The sequence below is a fragment of the Streptomyces sp. NPDC026394 genome, assembly GCF_055567735.1.
The window spans coordinates 301801-327473 of the sequence record NZ_JBVHPX010000007.1 but is presented as its reverse complement, the minus strand read 5'-3'; the positions used below and the strand labels follow the sequence as shown (position 1 = coordinate 327473).

The following is a 25673-nucleotide window of genomic DNA, read 5'->3' as shown; positions in this document are numbered from 1 at the left end:
CCGGGGCCGAGCGCCGTACCGTCGCCGTCACGGATGCGGGCGCATGAGCGGACCGGAGCGATTGACCTGGGCTCAGGGGGGGCAACTGCTGCCGCGATGTGGCCGAGCCCGTCATGGGCGCTCCGCTCAGCGCACCACCGTCGTGGGGGATGCACGGCCGTTCCGCCGAGCCAAGGCACCGTGCCCCTGCCGTGCCCGATCGGGCGGGGAACAGCGGGGAATGACGGCGTTCAGCAGGCAGCGGGAAAGCAAACGGCCCCCGACCGACTTTGCAGGTCAGGGGCCGTCTAACGGCGGAGGCTGTGGGATTTGAACCCACGGTGGGGGGTTACCCCACGACAGTTTTCAAGACTGTTCCCTTAGGCCGCTCGGGCAAGCCTCCCCGCGCACCGCCGTGACGGTGGCGCGGGGATCAGACTAGCGCGTCACTTGTCGCCCGTGCGTTGGCCCAGGGTCACCTGGGCGGTGTGCTCCTTGCCGCCACGCTTGTAGGTGAGGGTCACCTTGTCGCCCGGTTTGTGCTGGTAGATGGTGCTGATCAGGGTGGGGCCGCTGTCGATCACGGTGTTGTCGAGCTTGGTGATCGTGTCGCCGGGCTTCAGGCCCGCCTTGTCGGCGGGGCCGTTCGGGGTGATCGCGGCGGAGCCGTCGGCGCCGCCGTTCTGGGGGATGGTCGCGCCGTCGCCGGTGTCGCGCATCAGGACCTGCGCGCCGATCTGCGGGTAGACCGGCTGGCCCTTCCTGATCAGGTCGTCGGCGACCCGCTTGGCCTGGTCGATCGGGATGGCGAAGCCGAGGCCGATGCTGCCGGACTGCTGGCTCTCGCCGCCGAAACCGCCGCCGCCGTTGCCCGCGGACTGGATGGCCGAGTTGATGCCGATGACGCTGCCGGAGGCGTCCATCAGGGGGCCGCCGGAGTTGCCCGGGTTGATCGAGGCGTCCGTCTGCAGGGCACTCATGTACGAGGGGGTGGCGCCGCCGCCGTCGCTGGAGGCCACCGGGCGGTTCTTGGCGCTGATGATGCCGGTGGTGACGGTGCCGGAGAGGCCGAAGGGCGCGCCGATGGCGATCGTCGCGTCGCCCACCTGGACGTTGGCGGACTTGCCGAGCGGGAGCGGGACGAGGTTGGCGTCGGCGGGGTTCTTGAGCTTGATGACGGCGACGTCGTAGCCCTGGGCCCGGCCGATGACCTCGGCGTCGTACTTCTTGCCGTTGGAGAACGTGGCGGTCAGTTTGCCGCCCTGGGCCGCGCTGGCGACGACGTGGTTGTTGGTGAGGATGTGGCCCTGCTTGTCGTAGACGAAGCCGGTGCCGGTGCCGCCCTCACCGGTCGCGCCCTGCGCCTCGATCGTCACGACGCTGGGCAGCGCCTTCTGCGCTATCCCGGAGACCGAGGTGGGCTTGCGGTTCAGCGCCTCCGGATCGCCGGAGGCGGAGACCGTCGTGGAGTTCGTGTCGGAGCGGTTGGCGGCCCAGAAGCCGATGCCGCCACCGATGCCGCCGGCCACCAGCGCGGCGACGAGTACGGCGGCGACCAGGCCGCCGTTGCGGCGCTTCTTCGGCGCGGGCGCGCCCGGGGCGCCCCACACGCCGTCCGGGCCGCCCGCGCCGCCGCCTCCGTAACCGGGCGGGGGGCCGCCCCAGCCGCCCGCGGAGGCGCCGTGTGCCGCCGTCGCGTACGGAGGCGGCGTGGTCGTGTGGTGGGTGGGGGCACCTGTGGGCGCGCCCTCGCCGCCGGGGTAAGGGGGGCCGCCCGGGTGAGGGCCGTCCTGCGGGGCTGTGGGCTGGGAGAACTGCTGCGTACGGTCGGGGGCGCCGGGCTGGGTGCTGTCCGCCGGGCCCGCCTGGCCGGTCGGGGCCGTAGGGGCGGACGAGCCCGTCCGGCCGGCCGTCGGTGCGAAATCCGGCGGCGGGGGCGCGGAGTGCGGAGTGGCGGCAGGAGCGGGGGTGGAAGGCGTTCCGGGGGCGTCGTGCGCCCCCGCTGCGCCCGGCGCATCGTGCGCCGTTGTGGCGCCCGGCGCGCCCGCCGTGTCCCGTGCGCCCGCGCCGTCCGCCGGACGCGCACCGGACTCGGGTGCGCTGTCGGACGCCTGGGGCGCCGACGGCGGCTGGGCCTCCGGCGGGACGGCGGCGCCCTCGTTCTCGGTGCTCACGGCTCTCTCCTCAGCTTCACGACGGTGCCGGGCCACGGCCCGGCCTCTCCTTCAGGATGCGGTTCGGTGTCCAGGATGCGGTGCGCAACCCTGGCGTACGGGCTACGGGCAGGCGGTACCGGCGACTGTCACAGGCGCAAGCCTTTCCCACCGCGCGTCAGGGCGCTGTAAGCCGAGGCTGTGACTGTCTCTCCATCCTTGATGTCGGACAAAAACGGCGCATCTATTGTTATGCGGATCAGGTAGTGCACAAGGCGTCCCTCCCGCGGGCGATGGCACGATAACCCGGTGACCACCGCGTACCCCCTCCGGGACCGCAGCCCGGGCTCATCCCCCATTTCCGTCGTAGCCCATCGTGGCGCGTCCGAGGACGCGCCGGAACACACCCTGGCCGCCTACCGCCGGGCGATCGAGGACGGTGCCGACGCACTGGAGTGCGATGTGCGGCTCACCGCCGACGGCCACCTCGTCTGCGTGCACGACCGCCGGGTCAACCGCACCTCCAACGGGCGCGGCGCGGTCTCCGCCCTGGAGCTGGCCGATCTGGCCGCGCTGGACTTCGGCTCCTGGAAGGAGGACGAGGACGCCACCTGGGAGGCGCCGGACCGCCAGCACGAGGACCCGGAACGCACTTCCGTCCTGACCCTGGAACGACTTCTCGAACTCGTGTCCGACGCCGGCCGCCGCGTCGAGCTGGCCATCGAGACCAAGCACCCCACCCGCTGGGCCGGCCAGGTGGAGGAGCGGCTGGTCGCCCTACTGGCGAGATTCGGCCACACCCGGGCGTCGGCCGAGGGGCCGCCACCCGTCCGCGTCATGAGTTTCTCGGCCCGCTCACTGCACCGCGTACGGGCCGCGGCCCCCGACATCCCTGGTGTCTACCTGATGCAGTTCCTGACGCCGCGCCACCGCGACGGGCGGCTGCCACCCGGTGTGGGCATCGCGGGACCGGGCGTCCGGATCCTGCGCGCGCACCCCGACTACGTGTCCAAGGCGCACCGCGCGGGCCACCAGGTGCACGTCTGGACCGTCAACGACGAGGCGGATGTCGAGCTGTGTGAACGCCTGGGAGTGGACGCAATCATCACCAATCGCCCCAAACAGGTACGAGCCCAACTGGGTCTCGGATAGCGGGCGTCACGGGGAGTGCACCGGCGCATTCGGCCCGTATTCGATCGTTACGAGTGCGTCACCGCACCTGGACTGGCCGGTTTCCGGTCCAGGCCATTGGGGCATTCATCCCGTGGCGTGGGGCGAAGGAGGTCTCGGGGGTGGCGTTGATGGTGGCACAAGAGGTGCCGACGGCGTCGGTCATGGCCGTACCCCATGGTCCGTCGGGGGTCGGGGTGGCCAGGCGGCGCATGCGTGCCGAGCTGCTGGCGAGCGGCGTTCAGGACACGGTCGTCGACGACGCGGTACTCATTCTTTCCGAACTGTTGAGCAATTCGTGTCGGCATGCACGTCCGATATGCGGGCTGGAGACACCGGGTTCCGTACGGGAGCCCGCCCACGACGGAGCGCCGGACGCGATACGCGCGGCGTGGCGCATCGACGGACACGGCCAGTTGACCATCGCGGTCACTGACGGCGGCGGCCCGACCCGGCCGCAACCGGCCACTCCGTCGGTCACTGCCAAGGGAGGCCGCGGGCTGGCGATCATCCGGTCCCTCGCCAAGGAATGGGGCGTGGAGGACACGGAGGGTGAGGTGACGGTCTGGGCTCTGCTCGCCCTGCACGGCCTCCGCAGCGCGTTCGCTACGCGCGTGGACCTCCCCGTCGAGCTGGCCGCGGACTTCTCCGGCGGGGGGCTCAACGGACTGCCCACCGGGCGGGCCAACGGCGTTCTGCAAGGGCGGGCTTCCGGACGTCAGCGGCCCGAGCGGGCAGCGGCGGCACCGGAGCGGGCCGGGAGACCGGCCACGGCCACGGCCACGCGTCGCGAAGAGTCGGCCGCCGGGCGGGAGAGCGCCGCGTCCGGATGGGAAACCGCTGTATCCGGCTGGGAGACCGCCGCATCCGGGCTGGAGGCCGCGTCCGGGCGGGACATGGTGCCTGGGCAGGGCACGACTGTCAGGGCGGCACTGTCGTTGGTGGAGTGCGACCGCTCGAACGGCTGAGGGGGCAGACGGGCTCCGAGCCCTCGGCCCCCAGGCTCGGGTGCGGGCCGGGTCCGGGCCGCCCTCATAGGCCCCGGCCCGCCCCCCGACGGGCGCCCCGGCGTCCGCCTCGGCCTACGCGCCCCGCCGCCGTCCGTACGCGCCGCACCGTACCCCCGCCGTCCCGGGCGCCGACCCGGCGATACGGTGGCGAACGGTCGCCCGGACCAATTCCGTTGCACCGCGCGGCCGTGGGCGGTGGACGAACGACGGGCAGGCGGTGGACGGGCAGCGGGCGGACCGTCCGGGGACAGCGGCCGGGGCGCCGTGCCGCCCCCTTCCTGAGCAGCACGCGGCCCCGCCTCGCAGCGCGCGCCGCGAGGCGGGGCCCAGTCGTCTAGGCTCGCGCCGGAACGCGTCCGTACGCCCAGGATCGACCAGGAGAAAGCCTCGCCATGGCCAAGAAGCGCCGTCCCCAGACCAAGGCCGCAGCACCGCAGATCAAGGACGGCGAGATTCCCGTCGTCGGGGCGCGCGAGCCCTGCCCCTGCGGCTCGGGCCGCCGCTACAAGGCGTGTCACGGCCGGAGCGCGGCGCACGCCGTCACCGAGCTGGTGCAGCGCCCCTTCGAGGGCCTGCAGGGCGAGTGCGACTGGGTCGCGCTGCGGGAGCTGGTGCCCGCCGCCACCGTCGAGTTGAAGCTCAAGGACGGGCTGCCCGAGGGCGTGCCGTCGGTGACGCTGGCGACCGTCCTGCCCATGGCCTGGCCCGCGCTGCGCCGCGACAACGGCGCCGTCCTGCTCGGCCTGCAGAACGACACCGCCTCGGGGGACCTCAGCCGCGACCTCGCCGACACGCTGCGCCGCGCGCTGGCCGCCGAGCCCGGCACGCCGGTCGCCGCCGAGCGCGCCGCGGCGGACGGCCCGCGTCTCCAGGACCTGCTGGACCCGGCCGCGCCCTTCGAGCCGCAGGTGCACTCCGGCTTCGAGTTCTGGGTGGAGGACGCCGAGAACGCGACGGGCGAGGTCGCCGCTTCCCTGGAGCGGGCCAACGCCGCCGCCATTCCGACCGCCCGGCTGGACGGCCTGGAGGGCGCCTACTGGTGCGAGACGCCCGAGAAGAACCACCTGCGCTGGGTGATGGACCACCCGGAGGAGAAGCTGCTGGACGCGCTGGCCCGGCTGCACGCCGCCGGTACGTCCTCGCTCGGCGAAGGCACCCGTCTGGTCGGTTCGTTCCGTGCGCACGGCCTGGTCGTGCCGGTCTGGGACCTGCCCTCCGGGACGAGCGCCGACGACGTGGCCAAGCCGGCCGCCGCCTTCGCGGAGCGGCTCGCCGCGGCGCTCGACACGGACGCCCCGCTGACGCCGGAGGAGCGCCGTGCCCGCGGTGGCCTCACCAACCGCCAGGTGACGCTGAGCTGACCGTGCCCCGAGGGGCGCGGAACGACGTTCCGGGCGTGACTCCGGTCACACGTCGCGGTACCGACCGGTAAATACGCGTCCGGAATTCCACGATCGAATTTGCGAACCGCCGATCTCTTGTTACCGTTCTAGGAGCCCGGTCGCTGGTGCATCCCCCGTCGCCAGCGACCGGGCGCTTCCATGCCCGCGTCCGACCGGACCGGCAGGCCGCCCCGGCGCCGCGAGACCGCCGCGGGGTACCCTCCCGCGAGACCGGCCCACCGCGCCCCCTGTGCGCCCGCCTCAGGCCTGCCGCGTACTTCCTGTCGCCCCCGCATCACCGACAAGGCCGTCGGCCCCCGTCAGGGCCCGTACCGGCCGCTTCGGACGCCGCCGGCGGCCCGCCGACGTGCCGGCCCCACAGCGTGCACCCACCGCTCCCGCGCCGTCATTGGTCCGAACCACCGGCATCCGGCGCGGCGTTGCTGCCGGAGCGCAGCAGCTTGCGCTCGCCCCGCGCGTCGGAGACCTCCGCGACCGCGATGTACGACGCCGGGTCCCCGCCGACCGTCGCCTCCCGCGGGGTTTCGCAGGTGGCGGGCTCGTCACCGGCCGGCAGGTCGCAGTGCGCCTGTACGGTCCGGCCGTCCGGCCGCAGCAGGGACAGGACGGCGTGCAGGGGCTTGCCGGAGGTGTTGCGGTAGTACGTGCGCCCCCAGGTCAGGCCGTCCTCGGAGAGAACACACGTCTGAGCTTCCACTCCTTCGGGTGCGGCGAGTTCGGGGCCGCATCGGGTGGTACGACGACCGTCGGCCACCTCAGGGGCATCGGCCGTCGTCCGGGAACCGGTACGGGAGCGGGAATCGGTACGGGAATCGGCATGCGCCCCCGTACGGGGGTCCGCGTGCGCGCCGCGGGACGGGGCCGGGGCCGCATACGGGTCCGGCGCGGCGGACGCCCTCGTACCGACCGGAACATCAGCGTCCGGATGTGTAGCACTCGCGGAGTCATCGGCCGCCGACCGATCGGATTCGGCCGGACCGGCGGTCGCGGCCGCCAGCGGCAGCGCGACGGCGAGCGCGACCGTGCTCGCCAGCGCGATCATGCGGAGATTCGGCGCACGCTCCATGGGACCACCTGGATCTGTCAGGGCGACGGAGTTGACCGCCGGATCGACGGTGCGCCGAACATATCGGCCCGGAACGGGCACATATCGGGCCCGTACCCCCGAATCCCCGCCAACACCGGGCAGCTCACACCCGTACGAGTGAATCGCCCGCGCGTCCTTTGTCCTCACCGAGCGGCGGGAGGGAGTTCGGAGGCGCGGGCGGGAGAGGGAGCCCCGCGGCGGAAGGGAGCGGGAAGGCGCCGGGCGGGCGCCGCAGCGTGCGCGCCCGGCCGAACGGTTCGGTACGGCGAGCCGGTCGAACCGGTCGAGCCGGTACGCGCGTCAGTACGCGAGCCGGCTGCCGCCGTCCGGCGCGCTGGTGCTCGCGGTGACCAGGGCGTCCACGATCGTCTCCACCCGCGGCAGCCAGGGCGTGGCCGGACCGGTGCCCGGCGACCGCTCCCAGCGCACCTTGCCCGCGCCGATCTGCGAGGGCGGCAGCACCACGTAGCCGCCCTCGCTGTGAAAGCGCAACGAGCTGGGCACCCAGTCCCGGGAGTGCAGCAACTCGCCCAGTTCCGCGAGGGAGTACGGGGCGACCAGCAACGACCATCGGGTGGGGGTGGCGACGACCGGGCCGGTCCGGACACCGAAGTGGTCCAGGGCGGTCAGCGCCTGCGCCCCGGCGACGGCCGGCAGGCTCAGCGCGCAGGGCGCGCGGCCGCCGGTGGCCAGCAGGAGGGGCGCGGTCGGCCGGTTCGTCCACCACCAACGCACCATGCGGGCATCGGTCGTGGCGGCGAACAGCCCGGGGTCGAAGGGGTGCGCGCCGGGCACCACACAGTCCGGGTCCGGGCAACTGCACGGGCGCGCCCCGCGCTCGGCACGCCCCCGCCCACCGGGCGGCTTGCCGCCCGCCGGTTTCCCGCCGGTCCGCAGTCCGACGCCCGGGAGTACGGGCCACTGCCACTCGGTGGCGCAGTGGAGCGCCGCACCGAGCAGCGCCGACCTTCCGCCGCGCCGGAGCTGGAGCTTGCGTCGCCTTCCGAGGATCTCGCGCATGAGCGCTCGTTCCTTTCCGTTAACGCCGAGGGCTATGTCCATCGCACTACATGCCGGTTCATGCCGCTTCATGCCGCTTCATGGCGTTGTTCGGTGGCTCCTGCGAACCCCTGACGCCACGTGGATCTCTGGTCACTGCGTGTACGGAGCAGCGCATCACGCCATACGCCGAGCGTGGAACGTGGCGGAGGGTGGCGCACGCATGGCGCTTGCTGTCCCGTGAAGCAGATCCGCCACTTGGGGGTGCGGTGCGGCGCGGTCGTCGCCGTGTTAGACGCCCGTGCCCGTCGGAGAGTTCCGGCGCGGACCCAACTGTCTCCGCGCCTTTCCGAGTACGTACCCGCCATGGTGGTGATGACGCACTGTCGAACGTCGCCAGTCGACCTCAAATTGACGTTCGGGGGGGTATTTTCCGGCCAACTTTCTCGTCACGTTGACACCACAAACCCCACGGGGACAATGCTGGACATCGTGTCACTGCGGCGTGTACATGTGGAGGCATTGATAGCGGAGCAGCATGACATGGGGGTTTGCGATGCTATTGAGGAAATTGAGCAGTTCGACACACTACTCAACAGCACTCAACAAAACGCCGCAGCCCGCCTCAACATGCGGCCTGACCTGGGGTTTCACCCGGTCCTACGTAAGCCGTCGGCCATGACCGCCCCGCACGTTCCGAAAGTGGCTGGAATCGAACCAGCACTTCCCGCCCCCACGCACACTGCCGAGTCCGCAACCGCATCAGCCCCGGCGGACACCCCGCCCGAGTCCCACCGCACGGCCGTACAGGACCGCCTCGCCGGGTGGATCTCCGACCTCACCACGCTGCACGGCCTCACCGAGCAGCTGGCCCGTACGCGGACGCTCGACGCCGCCCTCCAGGAGCTGCTGCGCGCCGGCGCCTCCCTCGTGGGCGCCCGGCGCGGGCTGGTGGTCCTCGAACCGTCCGACGGCCTCGGGCCGGACACCACCGTCGGCCTCGGGCTCGGCCGGGCGGACATCGGCCACATCGAGACCGTGCCGCGCCGCGCGCAGTCCTTCGGCCGGATCCTTGACAGGCTGCCGGTGACGGACGGGCTGACCACGCAAGACGGCCCGGCCACGCGCGACGGACTGGCAACGCGATGCGGCCCGCTCACGCAAGACGGCCTGCCCACTGACGGGTGCCCGGCCGGCGCACCCGCCGGCCACGGTGCGGACGGCTCCGGACCGAACGGCCTACAAGGCGGCGCGGTGGCGGGCAGCGGGCGCACGGACAGCCCCGGCCCGGACACCCCCGGACCAGACGGCCCCGGACCAGCCGCCCCCGGCCCGGACGGCTCCGGCTGTGTCGCCTGCGGGCGCGGCCACATCGCCCAGCCGGACATCCCCGGCGAGCCCGGCCTCGACCCCCGGCTGCGGGAGGTCGCCGCCCGCCTCGGATACGCGGCCAGCTACGCCGTACCGCTGGAGGCCGGCTCCGTCGGCCGGTTCGGCGCGGCGGTCTGGCTCTACGACGAGCCCGCCGCACCCGCCGAGCGGCAGCGTCACCTCGTCGGCCGCTACCTCGCGTACGCCACCGAACACCTCGCCCGCCTCCTCGAACTGCACCGCCAGCGGCAGACCGTGGCCACGCTGCGCGACGAGCTGCTGCCCAGCAGGCTGCCCCGGGTCCCCGGCGTACGGCTCGCGGTACGGCACAGCTCCGGGCCGCTCGGCGGCGGCGACTGGTACGACGCGCTGCCGCTGCCGGACGGCGCGCTGGGCCTGGCGGTCGGCTCCGTCACCGGCTCGGGCCCGGGCGCGGTGGCCGCCATGGGGCGGCTGCGGGCCTCGCTCCGCGCATACGCGGTGATGGAGGGCGAGGACCCGGTAGCGGTCCTCTCCGACCTGGAACTGCTGCTGCGGCTGACCGAGCCGGCCCGCAGCGCGACGGCCCTGTTCGCGTTCGCCGAGGCGCCGCCGGGCGTACCGGGGGCCGGAGCCGGTACGGGAACGGGAGCCGGACCGGGCCCCGGCCCGGGTACGCCCGCACCCGCCGTGCCGGGCGGCGCGGCCGGGCGCCGGATCGTGCTGGCCGGGGCGGGGCACTGCCCGCCGTTGATCATCGGCGACCGCCGTACCGAGTACGTGGAGACCTCGCTGTCCGCACCGCTGGGCATGCTGGCGTGCTGGGAGGCGCCGAGCGTGGAGCTGCGCCCCGTGCCAGGAGAAACCCTTCTGCTGTACAGCGACGGGCTGCTGCGCCGCACCGGCGAGCCGATGGACCGCGCCTTCGCCCGGCTGCACGCCGCCGCCGCGGGCGTCCCCCGGGCCGTACGCCACGACCCCGAGGCCCTGACGGACCACCTGCTGCGCACCCTGCTGCCGGAGGGGCTGGACGCCCCGGAGTCCCCGGAGGACGTGGTGCTGCTCACGGCGTACTTCGAGTGACGGCAGAGCCGCGCGGGCGGACCGCCGCGCGCCCGGAGTGTCTGACAGCTCACCGCTTCCGACCCCTGGACCCCGTTCTTTCCGCACTTACGATGGAATGTGGTGCAGTCGTACAAGGAGGCATAGTGACGGACGAGCTCACGCCGGGGACCCCGGGCGAGGACGAGCAGCCGATCAAGCAGCGGAAGAACGGCCTTTACCCGGGCGTATCGGACGAGCTCGCGAAGAACATGCAGTCGGGCTGGGCCGACACCGAGCTGCGCGGCCTGGAACCCGTCGAGCAGGCTCCGTACGCGGCCCGGCGGCGCGCGGCGCTGTCCCGCCGCTTCCCCGGTGAGCGCCTGGTGATCCCGGCGGGCAACCTGAAGACCCGCTCCAACGACACCGAGTACGGCTTCCGCGCCGCGACCGAGTTCGTGCACCTCACCGGTGACCAGACGGACGACAGCGTGCTGGTCCTGGAGCCCCGCGCGGACGGCGAGGGCCACGACGCGACGCTCTACCGGCTGCCCCGCTCCGACCGCGGGAACGGCGAGTTCTGGCTGGACGGCATGGGCGAGCTGTGGGTCGGCCGCCGCAACAGCCTGACCGAGGCCGCCGCGCTGCTCGGCCTGGACTGCGCGGACGTACGCGAGCTGCCCGACGCGCTGCGCGCGGCGAGCGGCCCGGTCCGGGTGGTGCGCGGTCACGACGCCGGCATCGAGGAGGCCCTGGCCGGCCAGATCACCGCCGAGCGCGACGAAGAGCTGCGGGAGTACCTCTCCGAGGCGCGCCTGGTGAAGGACGCCTTCGAGATCGGAGAGCTGCAGAAGGCCGTCGACTCGACCGTGCGCGGCTTCGAGGACGTCGTGAAGGTCCTGGACAAGGCCGAGGCGACCAGCGAGCGCTACATCGAAGGAACGTTCTTCCTGCGGGCCCGTGTCGAGGGCAACGACGTCGGTTACGGCTCGATCTGCGCCGCCGGACCGCACGCCACCACGCTGCACTGGGTCCGCAACAACGGCCAGGTGCGCTCCGGCGACCTGCTGCTGCTGGACGCGGGCGTGGAGACCACCAGCCTCTACACCGCGGACGTCACCCGTACGCTGCCGATCAACGGCACGTACAGCGACTTCCAGCGCAAGATCTACGACGCCGTGTACGAGGCCCAGGAGGCGGGCATCGCGGCGGTCAAGCCGGGCGCCGCGTTCCGCGACTTCCACGACGCGGCGCAGCGCGTGCTCGCCGAGAAGCTGGTCGAGTGGGGCCTGGTCGAGGGCCCGGCCGACCGGGTGCTGGAGCTGGGGCTGCAGCGCCGCTGGACGCTGCACGGCACCGGCCACATGCTCGGCCTGGACGTCCACGACTGCGCCGCCGCCCGTACGGAGACCTACGTCGACGGGGCGCTGGAGCCCGGCATGGTGCTGACCGTCGAGCCCGGTCTGTACTTCCAGGCGGACGACCTGACCGTCCCGGAGGAGTACCGCGGCATCGGCGTCCGCATCGAGGACGACATCCTCGTCACCGAGGACGGCAACCGGAACCTGTCCGCCGCGCTGCCGCGCCGCGCGGACGAGGTCGAGGCGTGGATGGCGGGGCTGACCGGGCAGCAGGGCTGACCGCGAGCCGGAAGCCGGGGCCGGCCCCGCAGCCGATCGCCACCGCCGTCGGAAGGCGGCCGGTGACTCCCCCGGGAGTCACCGGCCGCCTTCGGCGTTCCCGGGGTGCTGTCCGGCGCCCTCTGTGTTCCGTACGGCATCCGCCGGCGCGAAGACTCCGGCTCGTGCCGCCGCCCACGCGGCATCGGCGGCGCAGTCGGCCAGCCGGGCGTCGACCGGCCTGCGGGCGATCAGCAGCCGGTAGTAGAACGGCGCGCCCAGGGCGGCCACGACCTCGTCCGGGTCGGTGCCGTCGGGCAGTTCGCCGCGTGCCGCGGCACGGGGCACCATGCTGCCCGCCAGCCGCAGCCGCTGGTCGAAGAACTGCCGCAGCACGACGGCGGCCTCGGGCTGGCGCGCGGCGGCGGACACCACCGCTTCCAGCAGTCCGCAGTAGCGCGGCTCCGTGTAGAAGGCGGCGATCGAACGGGCCAGTGCGCGCAGGTCACCACGGAGGGTGCCGGTGTCCGGGAGCGGAACCCCGCCACTCAGGTCGGCCATCAGCTCGCAGACGAGCCCTTCGACGGAGCGCCAGCGGCGGTAGATCGTCGCGACGTGGACGCCGGAACGCCGGGCCACCCCCTCCATGGTGAGCGCGGCGTATCCGCCCTCGCCCAGTTCTTCGAAGACCGCGTCCAGTACGGCTTGTCTCGTACGCGCGGTACGTCCCCCCGGCCGGGACGCTCCGGGAGGGTGCTGCGCTGTGCTCACGGCGGCTCCGTATTGCAGTGCGGGTTCAGGCCACGTATCGTCCAAACACGCTAACGCGAGTCGTCTCGCGTTAGGTCGGGTGTGCGTGGTTCCCGCGGCAATCGGGGACGCGGCGGGGGACGTCCTTCCCCTGCGGGACCGCGCGACCCGGCTCCGGGGGGGCATCGGCAGAACCCAGGTCAGCGGATACTTCTTCGGCACGTCGGTACGTCGCGCAACCGCATGCCGGCTCATCGTTGCCTTGGCAGGTCGCCGGACCAGGACCTTCCGTGCGGGGGATGGCAGGTGACTCCACCGCGAAAGCCCTGCGCAACGGAGAACCGCGCTCGATCGTCCTCACTGGTCCACAGAGTCCCGGAACGTTGCCCCCTGAGCGTGTCCCGCTACGCGCATCCGCTGCTTGCTCGGCGCCGCAGAGACCTAACGCCCCCGTGTGAGCGGACATCCACCCGGCGATAGCGTGTCGGGCGGTTGTGCACTCCATCCAGGAGGGCCTCGCCTTCGAGGAGCACCGCAGCGTCGACCGGGTGGACCTGCCGTGCGGCCCCGCCGTGCTGTCCCTGCACCGAGACGGACGGCACGGGCATTCTGCCGACGCTGGACTTCGCCCACATCGAGCTGTACGTGCCCGCTCCGGTGCACGGCTGGCTGCTGGTGCCCGCTCTCACGACACCGTGCTTCGACGACCTGCCGCGGTACACGCGTATTCTGCGCCAGATCGGTGAATCCTTGGTCGTCCGCCCCGCGACACACGAGGACGACGATCCGGAGGCGCCGGCGGCCGGTGACGTGCGCGCGGTGTTCGGTCAGGGAATCCGACCCGACGAGACGGAACACTCCATGACGCTCACCTTCACCCGCCACCGCAAAGCCGAGCGCTACGAACTGCGCCCGCAAGGCGCTGCCCCCGTCCACGTGCGGCGTGGCGCCCCGGCGGCCGTCCCCTTCCCGAGGGGTGCGAACCGCGCTTCACCCTCGCCGCCGACCCGGCCGGTGCCGGGCCACTCGCCATCGTCGTCCGGAGGAAGCGCGACGGTCACCTCGCCGTGCTCGCTCCGGATCACGAGCACCTGGCCGAGCTGCGCCTGTCACCACGCAAAAAGCTGCGGCGGCCCCTGTACGAGATCCACCTGCCCGACGGGGAGATGCTGCGCGGGCGGGAGGGAACTGTGCCGTCCCTGTTCCTGTGGCTGGTGATGCTGCCGCTCGTCCTGATCTACCTGATCGGTCCGACACTCTCCGACATGCCCGCCGACGAGGTCGGTTTCCCCTTGCGTACGGCCTGGAAGCGGCCGGGCGGGCTCATCGGCCGGGTGGTCATGACCGGGTCCGCGCGCGGTCGCTTCCGTGACCCGGGTGAGGGGCTCGACCACCGGGTGGCGTACGCGCAAGTGGTGGCGAAGTACTGGAAACAGTGACCCGGGCCCGCTGACCGGTCTGTCGTGGAGCACCCGGTCCCGTTCACGACGCCATCAGCGGTACCTCCTCCTTCCACTTGAGGATCTTGTCGAAGCTGACCACCGCGCCGCGCCGCCCGGTGCGGTTGCGGTAGCGGACGTGGTCGGTCAGGGCCTCGATCAGAAACAGCCCCCGTCCGTGCTCGGCCTGGGCCGGGGCGGGGGCTGCCATGGGAAGGGGCGGCGCGGGTTCGGGCTGTGCGTTCCGCCCGGGGCGCTTGGGCCTGCGGGTCCGCTCCCGGAATCCGGGGCCGGAGTCGGTGACTTCGATACGACAGGTGTCGCCGTTGATGAAGGCGGTGACCCGGTAGTCCTCCGTAGCGGCGTCGCCACCGTGTTCGACGGCGTTCGCACACGCTTCGGAGAGGGCGACGGACAGGTCGTGCGAGACATCCGGGTCCACCCCGGCCGTCTCCATCGTTCCCAGCAGGAGCCGCCGGGCGAGCGGCACGCTCGCGGCCTCGCGCCGCAGATGCAGGGACCACCAGATGCTCATCGCTGCAGCCTCCTGGTCGCGGCTCGACATACCGATACGTATTGCCGGGGCGCATGGTCCGTAAGCGTGCTCCGGACGTGACTCCGCTCATTCGGCGGATGCGCCCCCGACACCCGCCGGTGTAGAAGCGCCGTCCGTGCGCCCGCGTACGCGCCGGCGCACCGCGTCGGCGCTCCGGCGCCGCCCCCTGCCCCTCGCCCCCGGTACTGACCCGCCCCGACCGGAATGGCGTGATCCGCCGGGTGCCGGAGAGACGGACCTGCCGTATGCGGGCCGTAAGGGCAGTGGGATGATGGCGCGGCCATGACTGCCCCGTCCGACCCCGGAGCGCGCGCCGCCGCCGACCTGCGGCTGCTGAGGGCCGCGGTGTTCACCGCGGTCTGCGTCGCGCTGTCCGCGGCCGGGCACATGATCGGGTCCTGCGCCGCCGTCCCGCTGTGGACGCTGGGCGTGGGCTGCGCGGCGGTGTTCGCCGTCGCGGCACCGCTGGCCGGGCGGGAACGCTCGCTGCCCGGCATCGCCGTGGCGCTGGCCGTCGGCCAGCTCGCGCTGCACACCGTTTTCGCGCTGGGGCAGCACCGGATGGCCGCCGTACCGGCGGCCGCCACGGCACCGGCCGGCGGCGGACTCTCCGACCAGGCGGCCATCTCCCTCGCACGGCACATCACCTGCGGCCTCGGCGCCGGGCAACTGGACGGCGCGGCAGCGCGCCGCATCCTGCACACCTCGGTCGTCGGCCCGGGCGGCCCTGCCGCTTCGGCCGGCGGCGCCGGGCACGCCATGGACCCGGCGGCCACCGCCACCACGGCGGCGCACGGGCTGCTGCCCTCGCTGCCGATGCTGCTGGCGCACCTGCTCGCGGCGCTCGCCGCCGGCTGGCTGCTGCGCCGCGGCGAGGCGGCCCTGTGGCGGCTGGTACGGCTCTCGGCACCGGCGGCGCGGGAGGCTTCGGCGGTGGCGGAAGCTCTGGTGGGCGCGCTGCGCGGCGCGCTCGCGCTCGTACGCGCCCTGTGCGCCGGGCTCCTGACGGCGGATGTACGCCCCGTGGCGCGTTTTTCGTACGGGGACGACCAAGCCCGCCCGAAGGAAATCGCGCTCCAGCACAGTGTCGTCAGGCGGGGTCCGCCCGCCCTGGCCCTCGCGGCCTGACGACCACACACCGCTCTCCCCGCAGCAGGGCCGGAACGACCGGCGGAACCGGAACGCCCCGGCAGGACCGGGCACGCTCCGGTAGCACCGGGCGCGCTCCGGCGCACGGGAGGAGGCGGCGTGCGCCGTCGTTCGCCGCACGCGCGCCAGCCGTTCCTTCCCCGTCCCTCCTGCCTGTGGAGTGCATTCCCACCATGTCTGAGACCACCGCCGTACCGTCACCGTTCCCGGTCGCACCGTCCCCCGTCGCACCGTCACAGGACGCCGCACCGGCGCCGGGCACCGGCCGCCGCGGCCGGCTCGCCCGCCGGCTGCCCGTCGTGGGCGGCCTCGCCGCGGGCGGCGTACTGCTGCTCGCCGGCCCGGCCTTCGCACACGTCAGCGTGCAGCCCGGCCAGGCCGAGCAGGGCGGCTACGCGACGATCAACTTCAAGGTCCCCAACGAGCGCGACAACGCCTCGACCGTGAAGCTCGAAGTGACCCTGCCGACCGACCACCCGCTGTCGTCCGCCATGCCGCAGCCGGTGCCGGGCTGGAAGGTGGACGTCACCAAGTCCAAGCTCGACAAGCCCCTCGAAACGCACGGCAAGAAGCTCACCGAGGCCGTATCGAAGATCACCTGGACCTCGGACGGCAGCAAGATCGAGCCCGGCCAGTTCCAGCAGTTCCCGGTCTCCGTCGGGCAGCTGCCCAAGGCCGACAAGATGGTCTTCAAGGCCCTCCAGACGTACGACAACGACGAGGTCGTACGGTGGATCGAGCCGACCAAGGAGGGCGGCCCCGAGCCGGAGAACCCGGCGCCGGTGCTCGAACTGACCCCCGCGTCCGGCGACGGCCACGGCTCCGGCACGGCCGACGCGAAGAACACCGGCGGCGACGCGGGCGATGCTCAGCAGGCCGCCGCGGACGGCAGCGACACCACGGCGCGCGTCCTGGGCGGCGCCGGCATCGTCGTCGGCATCATCGGTGTCGCGTTCGGCGTGCTCGCCGGCCGGCGCCGCGGCGCCTGACCCGACCCCGTGCCTTCCCCGGTGCCCGTCCTCCCGGGCGCCGGGCCGGCACACTCTTCCTGAAAACGGGACACACGTACATGCGCAAGAGGAACCTCACCGCCGCCGGCATCGCGCTGATCTCGGCTCTGACCCTGGCCGCCTGCGACAGCGGCGGCGACAGCGACCAGCCCGCCGCCAGCGTCTCCGGCGGCACCCGCTCCGAGCCGATCGTCACACTCGACCGGCCCATGGAGAAGCCGGACCTGGTCCTGACCGACACCGAGGGCAAGAAGTACGACCTGATCGAGCAGACCAAGGGCCACCCGACCCTGGTCTACTTCGGCTACACCCACTGCCCGGACGTCTGCCCGCTGACGATGAACAACATCGACGTCGCGATGCGGCAGCTGCCCCAGGCCGAACAGGACGACCTGCGCGTCGTCTTCGTCACCTCGGATCCCGAACGGGACACCCCCGCCGCGCTCAAGAAGTGGCTCGGCGGCATCAACAAGAAGTTCATCGGCCTGACCGGCTCCTTCGACACCATCCAGGCCGGCGCGCGCAGCGTGAACATCGGCATCGAGAAGCCCGTCAAGAAGAAGAACGGCGACGTGGTCTCCACCCACGGAGCGCAGGTCCTGCTCAGCTCCCCCAAGGACGACAAGATCCACTGGATGGGGATGCAGGACGCCGGCGTCGACCACTACTCCAAGGCACTTCCGAAGATCACCAAGGGACAGAACCCGTGAACCGCCGCACCACCCTCACCGCCGTACTCGCCCTCACCGCCGGATTCGCCCTCGCGGGCTGCGGCGGGGACAGCGCCCCCGAGCTGAAGGTCTCCGGGGCGTACCTGCCGCAGCCGGTCGACCAGAGCATGGCCGGCGCGTTCATGGTCATCGAGAACTCCGGCGGTACGGCCGACAAGCTCACCTCCGTCACCAGCGACCTGAGCGACGACGTCACCATCCACACCACGAAGAACAACAAGATGGAACAGGTCAAGTCCCTGGACATCCCCGCGAACGGCAAGCTCGAACTCGCCCGCGGCGGCAACCACCTGATGTTCATGGGGCTGAAGAAGAAGCCGGCCGAGGGCCAGAAGGTCAACGTGGAGCTGCACTTCGCCACGGCCAAGGCGATCAAGGTCGAGGTGCCGGTCCGGTCCGCCACCTACGTCCCGGAGAACGGCGGGGCCGGGGGCGGCTCCGGCCACGCGGGGGCCGCCGACCACGGGTCGACGCAGCACGGCGCACCGACGCAGCACGGCGGATCGGGACACGGCGGCGCGCAGGACAGCGGCTCAGCGCACGACGGCTCGCAGCACGGGGGATCGACGGACGACCACGCGCAGCACCACGCCGAGAAGTAGGGGGCGCCTCGCCATGACCACCACCGTCCTCTGCGCACCGGGCTCCGGCGCCCGCGCTCCGAGCGCACGCCGGGCCGGCACGTCGCGCGCCCGCCGGTCGTCCGCGCTGCGTCTCCTGGTGCTCGCGGCGGCCCTGCTCGGCGCGCTCTTCGGGGGCGCCGCCCCGGCCTCCGCCCACGCCGCGCTGACCGGCAGCACCCCCGCGCAGGGGTCGGTGGTGCAGAGCGCACCGGAACAGGTCACCCTCACCTTCTCCGAGGGAGTCGCGATGAGCGACGACTCGGTCCGGGTCCTCGACCCGCAGGGCAAGCGGGTGGACCGCGGCAAGCTGCGCGACCTGTGCAGCGGCGAGACGGTCAAGTACGGCGCCGGACTGCCGCCGGGACTCCCGGACGGCACGTACACCGTCGCCTGGCAGGCGGTCTCCGCCGACAGCCACCCGGTCTCCGGCGCCTTCACCTTCTCGGTGGGCGCGCCCTCCGAGACGAGCGCACCGCTGCCGCAGCAGGAGGCCGGCGGCGGTGTGGTCGGCGCGCTGTACGGCATCGCCCGCTATCTCGCGTACGCGGGCTTCGTCGTCCTGGTGGGCGGGGCGGCGTTCGTCCTGATCTGCCGCCCGGCCGCCGCGCGCGTACGGTCCGTGCAGCGTCTGGTCGCCCGCGGCTGGGCGGCGCTGACCGCCGCGACGATCGCGATGCTGCTGCTGCGCGCCCCGTACACGACCTCCGGTGACCTGGCCGACGTCTTCGACCTCGGCGGCCTCCGCCAGGTCCTGGAGACCAAGCCGGGAGCCGCGCTGGTCTCGCGGCTGCTGCTGCTCGCCGCCGCGGCCCTGTTCGTGGCCGTCCTCTTCGGCGCGTACGCCCGCGCGCAGCAGGACGAAGGGCGTGCGGGGCAGGACGAGGGGCGTACGGACGCGGAGGGAGCGGACGAAGCGGCCTCGGGCGCCCCGGACGCCCTGGCCGGCGACGCCAAGCGCCGCAAGGACCTCACCTTCGGGCTCTCGGTCGGCGGCGCGATCGTCGCCGTAGGGCTGGCCGCGACCTGGGCCATGGCCGAGCACGCCTCGACCGGCCTGCAGACCGCCGTCGCCATGCCCGTCGACGTCCTGCACCTGCTGGCCGTCGCCACCTGGCTCGGCGGCCTGACGGCGCTGCTCGTCTCCCTCTACCGTGGCCCGTCCGTGGCCCGTTCCGCCGTGCGCCGCTTCTCGCGGCTCGCGTTCGGTTCCGTCCTGGTGGTGGTCGCCACCGGCGTGTACCAGTCGTGGCGGCAGGTCGGCACGTGGCAGGCGCTGACCGACACCTCGTACGGGAAGCTGCTGCTGGCCAAGGCGGCGCTGGTCGTCGTTCTCGTCGGCTTCGCCTGGTTCTCGCGGCGCTGGACGGCCCGGCTGGGCGAGGGCCCGGCGCCGGAGGCGGAGGCCGCCGCCGTACTGGAGAGCGTGGCGGCACGTACGGAGACGACAACGGCGCGGTACGAGGCGGCGCCGGAAGGAGCGACCGCACCTGAAGGAGCGACCGCACCGCCCGGCGGGGCCACCGGTCCGCCCGACGGGGCCACCGCTCCGGCCGGCACCGACGGCCCCACGGCCGAAGCCGAGGCCGACCCGGAACGCGCCGCCCAACTCGCCCGCCAGCGCGCCGCGCTGGCCACCGCGCGGACGAAGCGCATCCGTGACGCCGACCCCGAGCGTTCCGGGCTGCGCCGCTCGGTCCTGGCCGAGGCGACGGTCGCCGTGGTGGTGCTGGCCGTCACGACCGTGCTCACCTCCACCGAACCGGCACGTACGGAGGCGGCGGTGAAGGCGGCCGGCGGGGCCGGGCAGTCGGCCGACGCCAACCAGCCGAAGGTGCTGAACATCCCCTTCGACACCGGCGGCCCGCGCGGCAAGGGCACCGCGCGCGTCGACCTGGACCCCGGCCGCAGCGGCAGCGGCAACGCCCTGCATCTGCGGCTCGCCGACCCGGACGGCCGGACGGTCGACGTCCCCGAGGTGAAGGTCTCCTTCACCCTCCCGGACAAGGACCTCGGGCCGCTGCCGGTCACCCTCGACCATGTCAGCGAGGGACACTGGAGCGCGCGTGACGTCCAGTTGCCGGTGCCCGGACAGTGGCAGCTCTCCCTGGTCGTACGGACCTCCGACATCGACCAGGTGACCGAGACCAGGAACGTGAAGATCAACTGATGACGACCACCGCTTCTTCCTCCGGCGGCGCCTCCGGGCACGACGGCCGCACCGGCTCCGGCACCGGCCCCCATTCCGGTTCCGGCTCCGCTACCGGGCCCGAGCCCACCGACACCCTCGAACTGTCCCGCCGTCGCCTGCTCGGCACCGTCGGCGCCGCGGGCGCGGCGGGCCTCGTCGCCGGTGCGGCGGGCGGCGCGATCGGCGTCGCCGCCGCCCAGGACGACCCGCCCACCGCCCTGAGCAGCGTCGGCTCGGCCTCGGTGGCCTTCCGCGACGAGCGCGCCAAGCACCAGGCGGGCATCACCACGCCCCTCCAGGCGCGCGGCCACCTCGTCGCCTTCGACCTCGCCCCGGGTGCCGGACGCAAGGAGGCGGCCGCGCTGCTGCGCCGCTGGTCGCGTACGGCCGAGGAGCTGATGGCCGGCCGCGCACCGGCCGCGGACACCGGCGTCGCGCTGGACGCGGGCCCCTCCTCGCTCACCGTCACCTTCGGTTTCGGCCGCACCTTCTTCGACCGTACGGGGCTGACCGCGCACCGCCCCGTCCAGCTCGAACCGCTGCCGGACTTCTCCTCGGACGTGCTGGACGCCGGGCGCAGCAACGGCGACCTCTGGATCCAGATCGGCTCCGACGACGCGCTGGTCGCCTTCCACGCGCTGCGCGCCCTCCAGAAGGAGGCCGGGGGCACCGCGCGGCTGCGCTGGCAGATGAACGGCTTCAACCGCACGCCCGGGGCCACCGCCGCCCCGATGACCGCCCGCAACCTGATGGGCCAGGTCGACGGCACCAACAACCCCGAGCCCGCCGAGCCGGACTTCGAGGAGCGGATCTTCGTCGGCCGGGACGCCGGCAGCGGTCCGTACGCCTGGATGCGCGGCGGCTCGTACGCGGTGGTCCGCCGGATCCGGATGCTGCTGGACGACTGGGAGAAGCAGCCGCTGACCAAGCAGGAGAAGGTGATAGGCCGCCGCAAGGCCGACGGCGCGCCGCTGACCGGCGGTGACGAGCACACCAAGATGGACCTGGACAAGAACGGCCCCGACGGGCTGCCGGTCGTCCCGGCCGACGCGCACGCGCGCATCGCGGCGCCGGAGTCCAACCAGGGCGCGGCCATGCTGCGGCGGCCCTTCTCGTTCCACGACGGGTTCCGGGACGACGGCGCCCCGGACGCCGGTCTGCTGTTCATCTGCTGGCAGGCCGACCCGCTGCGCTCCTTCATCCCGATCCAGCGCAAGCTGGACCGGGGGGACGCGCTGTCGCCGTTCCTGCGGCACGAGGCGAGCGGGCTGTTCGCCGTACCGCCGGCCGCGGTGGCAGGCGGGTACGTGGGGCAGCCGTTGCTGGAAGGGTGATGGTCGGAACGTGTGTCTCACGGGCCCGGTGAGGCTGTGGGCCGGCTCCGGGGGCCGTGAGCCGATTCGGGCTTCCCGGCCGGGGCGGGCGGCCGGGCGGGTAACGTGGCGAGCGGGTGATCGGCGAGTCGGTCCCCACCGGAGCGTGAGGGAGTCAGAGGGACATGTCGGTCAGCCGCTATACGTACCTGGGGCCCGAGGGAACGTTCACGGAGGCGGCCCTGCGGACGCTGCCGGAGGCCGCCACCCGCGAGCTGGTCCCGATGGTGTCCGTACCGGCCGCGCTGGACGCGGTACGGGCCGGCGAGGCCGCGGCCGCGCTGGTGCCGATCGAGAACTCGGTCGAGGGCGGAGTGACCACCACCCTGGACGAACTGGCCGCAGGCGAACCGCTGATGATCTACCGCGAGGTGCTGCTGCCGATCGCGTTCGCCCTGCTCGTCCGGCCCGGCACCGCCCTCGCGGACGTCAAGACGGTCACCGGGCACCCGGTGGCCCAGCCGCAGGTGCGCAAGTGGCTCGCGGAGCACCTGCCGGAGGCGGTGTGGGAGTCGGCGGCCTCCAACGCGGACGGTGCGCGGCTGGTCCAGGAGGGCCGGTACGACGGCGCGTTCGCGGGCGAGTTCGCGGCGGCGACGTACGGCCTCGAACCGCTGGTCACCGAGATCCACGACGCGCAGAACGCCGCCACCCGCTTCGTGCTGGTCGGCCGCCCGGCCCGGCCGGCGGCGCGCACCGGCGCCGACAAGACCTCGGTCGTGCTGTGGCTGCGCGAGAACCACCCCGGCGCCCTGCTGGAACTGCTCCAGGAGTACGCGGCCCGCGGCGTCAGCATGATGCGCATCGAGTCGCGGCCGACCGGCGAGGGCATCGGCCAGTACTGCTTCTCCGTCGACTGCGAGGGGCACCTCACGGACCGCCGGGTCGGCGAGGTGCTGATGGCGCTCAAGCGGGTCTGCCGTGAGGTGCGCTTCCTCGGGTCGTACCCGCGCGCCGACCAGGTGCGGCCGAACGTACGGCCGGACACGGTCGACGCGGCGTTCACGGACGCGGCGGACTGGCTGACGCGTTGCCTCGACGGACGCGCCTGAGACGTCCGCGGCGGGCGGCAAAGCGGCCGGACGGCGTTCCGGAGGGGCCCGCCGGGGGCCTGGTCTGGGGTCTTGGGGTTGTCCACAAAGTTATCCACAGGGCCCGTTCTCGACCTGGGGATAAGTCGACACGGTGGACCCTGCGACACGGTCCGAGTCGACATGTTGCTCTACCGACCCCCAGGACCTTCCACAGCGCCGCACCCCGGCCCGCGTCAGCACAAATTACGCGAACAATCCTTTAGGGCGAGGAAATCCCACACGAAAGAGCGTCCACTGGGGGTTTCTTCGATGAATCCATGGCAACGCATTCTTGAAACGGAACACGCTCTTCCGACTTCCACAGATTCCACACACAGCCTGTGGATAAGATTCCGCACCCTCTCGCCCCTGTGGACAACCCTGGGTACAACCCTCGTCGCCCGCCGTTCCGACCCGCCCGCCAACTCCTCCCGCACGCAAGGGAAGCCGGTCGGCGCGCACGGAGCGACTACCCCCGCACCGACGCCGGCGCAAGATTCTTCCACCGCTATTTCCCGCCACTTTCCGCACGCCCGCACGCCCCCCGTCCGCACTTCCCGCACATCCGCCCGCACCGGGCCCACTTCCCGCGCGCCCCTTATGCGCCCCTTATGCACCCCCACCAGACCGCCTTACCGGGCCGTACCGCCCGGAATAGCCAAACACACTAAACATCAACAAACCGGACAAAGCGCCACGCGGGGAATATGGCGTCGAAGGTCCGCCCCGTGCCCCGGTAGCCTGGTGGGGTGATTGACCTTCGCCTGCTCCGTGAGGACCCCGACCGTGTGCGCGCGTCCCAGCGCGCCCGTGGAGAGGACGTCGCACTCGTCGACGCACTGCTCTCCGCCGACGAACGGCGCAGGACCTCCAGCGTCCGCTTCGACGAGCTGCGCGCCGAACAGAAGTCGCTCGGCAAGCTCATCCCCAAGGCCGCCGGCGACGAGAAGGCCGCGCTGCTGAAGAAGGCCGGGGAGCTGTCCGCCGCCGTCAAGGCCGCCGACGCCGAGCAGGACCAGGCCAAGGAGGAGACCCAGTCCCTCCTGCTGAAGCTGGGCAACATCGTCCACCCCGACGTGCCCGTCGGCGGCGAGGAGGACTTCACGGTCCTGGAGACGCACGGCACGATCCGCGACTTCGCCGCCGAGGGCTTCGAGCCCAAGGACCACCTGGAGATCGGCCAGGCGCTGGCCGCGATCGACGTCGAGCGCGGCGCCAAGGTCTCCGGCTCGCGCTTCTACTACCTGACCGGCATCGGCGCGCTCCTGGAGCTGGCGCTGGTCAACGCCGCCATCGCGCAGGCCACCGAGGCCGGCTTCACGCCGATGCTCACCCCGGCCCTGGTGCGCCCGCACGCCATGGAGGGCACCGGATTCCTCGGCCAGGCCGCGGAGAACGTGTACCACCTGGAGAAGGACGACTTCTACCTCGTCGGCACCTCCGAGGTCCCGCTCGCCGCGTACCACATGGACGAGATCCTCGACGCGGACAAGCTGCCGGTGCGCTACGCGGGCTTCTCGCCGTGCTTCCGCCGCGAGGCCGGTACGTACGGCAAGGACACCCGCGGCATCTTCCGCGTCCACCAGTTCGACAAGGTCGAGATGTTCTCGTACGTCGACCCGGAGGACGCGCAGGCCGAGCACCAGCGCCTGCTGGACTGGGAGAAGCAGTGGCTGACCGGCCTGGAGCTGCCGTTCCAGGTGATCGACGTGGCCACCGGTGACCTGGGCGCCTCGGCCTCGCGCAAGTACGACTGCGAGGCGTGGATCCCCACCCAGGGCAAGTACCGCGAGCTGACCAGCGCCTCGAACTGCGACGAGTTCCAGGCCCGCCGCCTGTCGGTCCGGATGCGTACGAACAAGGACGGCAAGCAGCAGGTCAAGCCGCTCGCCACGCTCAACGGCACGCTCTGCGCGGTGCCCCGCACCATCGTGGCGATCTTCGAGAACCACCAGCAGGCGGACGGCTCCGTGCGCGTACCCGAGATGCTGCGCCCCTACCTGGGCGGCCGGGAGATCCTGGAGCCCGTCGACCGGTGACCACCGCCCCCGAGCCCGCGCGCCGGGCCGACCAGGCCCGCCCGCTGCCGTACAAGCTCGTCGCGACCGACCTCGACGGGACGCTGCTGCGGCACGACGACACGATCTCCGAGCGCACCCGCGCCGCCCTGGCCACGGCCACGGCGGCGGGGGCCGCGCACATCGTCGTCACGGGCCGCGCGGTGCCGTGGACCCGGCACATCCTCGATGCGCTGGACTACGACGGCATAGCGGTGTGCGGGCAGGGCGCGCAGGTCTACCACGCCGGCGAACACCGGCTGCTGACCTCCGTCACCCTGGACCGGCAGCTCGCCGGGCTGGCCGTGTCCAAGATCGAGGCGGAGGTCGGCCCGCTGTTCCTGGCCGCGAGCCGGGACGGCCTGGAGGGCGAGGTGCTGGTCACCCCCGGCTACCGCATCCAGGAAGGCCCGCTGCCGAACCTGCTGGTCCACGATCCCGGCGACCTGTGGGCAGCACCCATCAACAAGATCTACATTCAGCACCCGACCCTCGGCGACGACGAACTGGCCCGCGCGGCGCGCGAGGTCGCCGGCGACCTGGTCGGCGTGATGATGGCCGGCGAGGGCGTCGTCGAACTCCTCCCCCTCGGCCTCTCCAAGGCCACCGGCCTCTCCCTGGCCGCCCGCCGCCTGGGCGTGAAGGCCGCGGACACCATCGCCTTCGGCGACATGCCCAACGACATCCCGATGTTCGGCTGGGCCCGGCACGGCGTCGCCATGGCCAACGCCCACGACGAGCTCAAGGCCGTCGCGGACGAGATGACGGCGTCCAACGAGGAGGACGGGATCGCGGTCGTTCTGGAGCAGCTGTACGGCGCCTGAGCCTGAGCCTGATCCTGAGGCGTCCTCCGACCCGGCCCCGGCGGCCGGGTCGGTCTGCTTTTCGGAACGTACGCACGAAGTCATGCCCG

18 protein-coding genes, 1 tRNA gene and 2 pseudogenes are annotated in these 25673 nt (G+C 72.8%); 15 read left to right on the top strand and 6 right to left on the bottom strand.

What is annotated here, in order from left to right:
- Positions 1-294: 294 nt before the first annotated feature.
- Positions 295-382 (bottom strand) — tRNA-Ser (locus tag ACZ4QV_RS19565).
- Between the two features lie 43 nt (positions 383-425).
- Positions 426-2153 carry a S1C family serine protease gene (locus tag ACZ4QV_RS19560; RefSeq protein WP_361614223.1) on the bottom strand — a complete coding sequence of 576 codons (1728 nt, stop codon included), beginning with the start codon at positions 2151-2153 and terminating at the stop codon, positions 426-428.
- A 288-nt stretch (positions 2154-2441) separates the two neighbouring features.
- On the opposite strand from ACZ4QV_RS19560, the gene ACZ4QV_RS19555 reads away from it, so the two are divergent.
- From ACZ4QV_RS19555 to ACZ4QV_RS19545, 3 genes and pseudogenes are all read left to right on the top strand, one after another.
- Positions 2442-3284 (top strand): glycerophosphodiester phosphodiesterase, encoded by an 843-nt coding sequence (locus ACZ4QV_RS19555; RefSeq protein ID WP_361152865.1) that lies wholly within the window; start codon positions 2442-2444, stop codon positions 3282-3284.
- Between the two features lie 53 nt (positions 3285-3337).
- Positions 3338-3919 (top strand): annotated as a pseudogene (locus tag ACZ4QV_RS19550) (ATP-binding protein); the annotation flags it as partial.
- Between the two features lie 785 nt (positions 3920-4704).
- Complete coding sequence (locus ACZ4QV_RS19545) at positions 4705-5673, top strand: DUF5926 family protein (protein ID WP_361152868.1); 969 nt, start codon at positions 4705-4707, stop codon at positions 5671-5673.
- A 427-nt stretch (positions 5674-6100) separates the two neighbouring features.
- Here ACZ4QV_RS19545 and ACZ4QV_RS19540 read toward each other — a convergent pair whose 3' ends face one another.
- Both ACZ4QV_RS19540 and ACZ4QV_RS19535 read right to left on the bottom strand, forming a co-directional pair.
- The gene (locus tag ACZ4QV_RS19540; protein ID WP_361614220.1) at positions 6101-6781 is read right to left on the bottom strand and encodes a hypothetical protein; all 681 of its coding nucleotides are present in this window, start codon (positions 6779-6781) and stop codon (positions 6101-6103) included.
- 321 nt (positions 6782-7102) lie between these two features.
- Positions 7103-7822, bottom strand: coding sequence for a bifunctional DNA primase/polymerase (locus ACZ4QV_RS19535; RefSeq protein ID WP_361614218.1), 720 nt, complete (start codon positions 7820-7822; stop codon positions 7103-7105).
- Between the two features lie 681 nt (positions 7823-8503).
- Here ACZ4QV_RS19535 and ACZ4QV_RS19530 point away from each other — a divergent pair.
- Together ACZ4QV_RS19530 and ACZ4QV_RS19525 are read left to right on the top strand one after the other, a co-directional pair.
- A complete protein-coding gene (locus ACZ4QV_RS19530; RefSeq protein WP_467763158.1) occupies positions 8504-10234 on the top strand; it encodes a PP2C family protein-serine/threonine phosphatase in 1731 nt (576 codons plus the stop codon).
- Positions 10235-10359: 125 nt separating this feature from the next.
- Positions 10360-11832 carry an aminopeptidase P family protein gene (locus ACZ4QV_RS19525; RefSeq protein ID WP_361152877.1) on the top strand — a complete coding sequence of 491 codons (1473 nt, stop codon included), beginning with the start codon at positions 10360-10362 and terminating at the stop codon, positions 11830-11832.
- Positions 11833-11910: 78 nt separating this feature from the next.
- On the opposite strand, the gene ACZ4QV_RS19520 is transcribed toward ACZ4QV_RS19525, so the two are convergent.
- Positions 11911-12582, bottom strand: coding sequence for a TetR/AcrR family transcriptional regulator (locus ACZ4QV_RS19520; protein WP_467763157.1), 672 nt, complete (start codon positions 12580-12582; stop codon positions 11911-11913).
- Between the two features lie 1046 nt (positions 12583-13628).
- Here ACZ4QV_RS19520 and ACZ4QV_RS19515 point away from each other — a divergent pair.
- Complete coding sequence (locus tag ACZ4QV_RS19515) at positions 13629-14000, top strand: hypothetical protein (protein ID WP_361580692.1); 372 nt, start codon at positions 13629-13631, stop codon at positions 13998-14000.
- 43 nt (positions 14001-14043) lie between these two features.
- Here the strand turns inward: ACZ4QV_RS19515 and ACZ4QV_RS19510 are convergent, their stop codons facing one another.
- Positions 14044-14535: an ATP-binding protein gene (locus ACZ4QV_RS19510; protein ID WP_361152884.1), complete on the bottom strand. Its 492-nt coding sequence runs from the start codon at positions 14533-14535 to the stop codon at positions 14044-14046.
- A gap of 303 nt (positions 14536-14838) precedes the next feature.
- Between ACZ4QV_RS19510 and ACZ4QV_RS19505 the strand changes: the two genes are divergently transcribed.
- From ACZ4QV_RS19505 to ACZ4QV_RS19465, 9 genes and pseudogenes are all read left to right on the top strand, one after another.
- Complete coding sequence (locus ACZ4QV_RS19505; RefSeq protein ID WP_467763156.1) at positions 14839-15684, top strand: hypothetical protein; 846 nt, start codon at positions 14839-14841, stop codon at positions 15682-15684.
- 194 nt (positions 15685-15878) lie between these two features.
- Positions 15879-16694 (top strand): YcnI family copper-binding membrane protein, encoded by an 816-nt coding sequence (locus ACZ4QV_RS19500; RefSeq protein WP_361614216.1) that lies wholly within the window; start codon positions 15879-15881, stop codon positions 16692-16694.
- 80 nt (positions 16695-16774) lie between these two features.
- The gene (locus ACZ4QV_RS19495) at positions 16775-17425 is read left to right on the top strand and encodes an SCO family protein (protein WP_361152892.1); all 651 of its coding nucleotides are present in this window, start codon (positions 16775-16777) and stop codon (positions 17423-17425) included.
- Positions 17422-17862, top strand: a pseudogene (locus ACZ4QV_RS19490) (copper chaperone PCu(A)C); the annotation flags it as partial. The gene ACZ4QV_RS19495 and the pseudogene ACZ4QV_RS19490, both read left to right, overlap by 4 nt.
- A gap of 199 nt (positions 17863-18061) precedes the next feature.
- The gene (locus ACZ4QV_RS19485; RefSeq protein ID WP_361614213.1) at positions 18062-20236 is read left to right on the top strand and encodes a copper resistance CopC/CopD family protein; all 2175 of its coding nucleotides are present in this window, start codon (positions 18062-18064) and stop codon (positions 20234-20236) included.
- The gene (efeB, locus tag ACZ4QV_RS19480; RefSeq protein WP_361614211.1) at positions 20236-21591 is read left to right on the top strand and encodes an iron uptake transporter deferrochelatase/peroxidase subunit; all 1356 of its coding nucleotides are present in this window, start codon (positions 20236-20238) and stop codon (positions 21589-21591) included. Before ACZ4QV_RS19485 ends, efeB begins: the two co-directional genes overlap by 1 nt.
- Before the next feature lie 164 nt (positions 21592-21755).
- Positions 21756-22682, top strand: coding sequence for a prephenate dehydratase (pheA, locus tag ACZ4QV_RS19475; RefSeq protein WP_361152899.1), 927 nt, complete (start codon positions 21756-21758; stop codon positions 22680-22682).
- Between the two features lie 770 nt (positions 22683-23452).
- Entirely contained in the window at positions 23453-24742 is a 1290-nt protein-coding gene (gene serS / locus ACZ4QV_RS19470; RefSeq protein ID WP_361152902.1) for a serine--tRNA ligase, read from the top strand.
- Positions 24739-25584 carry an HAD family hydrolase gene (locus ACZ4QV_RS19465; protein ID WP_467763155.1) on the top strand — a complete coding sequence of 282 codons (846 nt, stop codon included), beginning with the start codon at positions 24739-24741 and terminating at the stop codon, positions 25582-25584. The genes serS and ACZ4QV_RS19465 overlap by 4 nt, the downstream gene beginning before the upstream one ends.
- Positions 25585-25673: the final 89 nt, after the last annotated feature.

Bases quoted from the DNA above. Each gene is read 5' to 3' on its own strand.
- ACZ4QV_RS19500 (WP_361614216.1), top strand. From the start codon at position 15,879: ATGTCTGAGACCACCGCCGTACCGTCACCGTTCCCGGTCGCACCGTCC.
- ACZ4QV_RS19505 (WP_467763156.1), top strand. From the start codon at position 14,839: ATGACTGCCCCGTCCGACCCCGGAGCGCGCGCCGCCGCCGACCTGCGG.
- efeB (WP_361614211.1), top strand. From the start codon at position 20,236: ATGACGACCACCGCTTCTTCCTCCGGCGGCGCCTCCGGGCACGACGGC.
- ACZ4QV_RS19535 (WP_361614218.1), bottom strand. From the start codon at position 7,822: ATGCGCGAGATCCTCGGAAGGCGACGCAAGCTCCAGCTCCGGCGCGGC.
- ACZ4QV_RS19540 (WP_361614220.1), bottom strand. From the start codon at position 6,781: ATGGAGCGTGCGCCGAATCTCCGCATGATCGCGCTGGCGAGCACGGTC.
- ACZ4QV_RS19485 (WP_361614213.1), top strand. From the start codon at position 18,062: ATGACCACCACCGTCCTCTGCGCACCGGGCTCCGGCGCCCGCGCTCCG.
- ACZ4QV_RS19545 (WP_361152868.1), top strand. From the start codon at position 4,705: ATGGCCAAGAAGCGCCGTCCCCAGACCAAGGCCGCAGCACCGCAGATC.
- ACZ4QV_RS19510 (WP_361152884.1), bottom strand. From the start codon at position 14,535: ATGAGCATCTGGTGGTCCCTGCATCTGCGGCGCGAGGCCGCGAGCGTG.
- pheA (WP_361152899.1), top strand. From the start codon at position 21,756: ATGTCGGTCAGCCGCTATACGTACCTGGGGCCCGAGGGAACGTTCACG.
- ACZ4QV_RS19495 (WP_361152892.1), top strand. From the start codon at position 16,775: ATGCGCAAGAGGAACCTCACCGCCGCCGGCATCGCGCTGATCTCGGCT.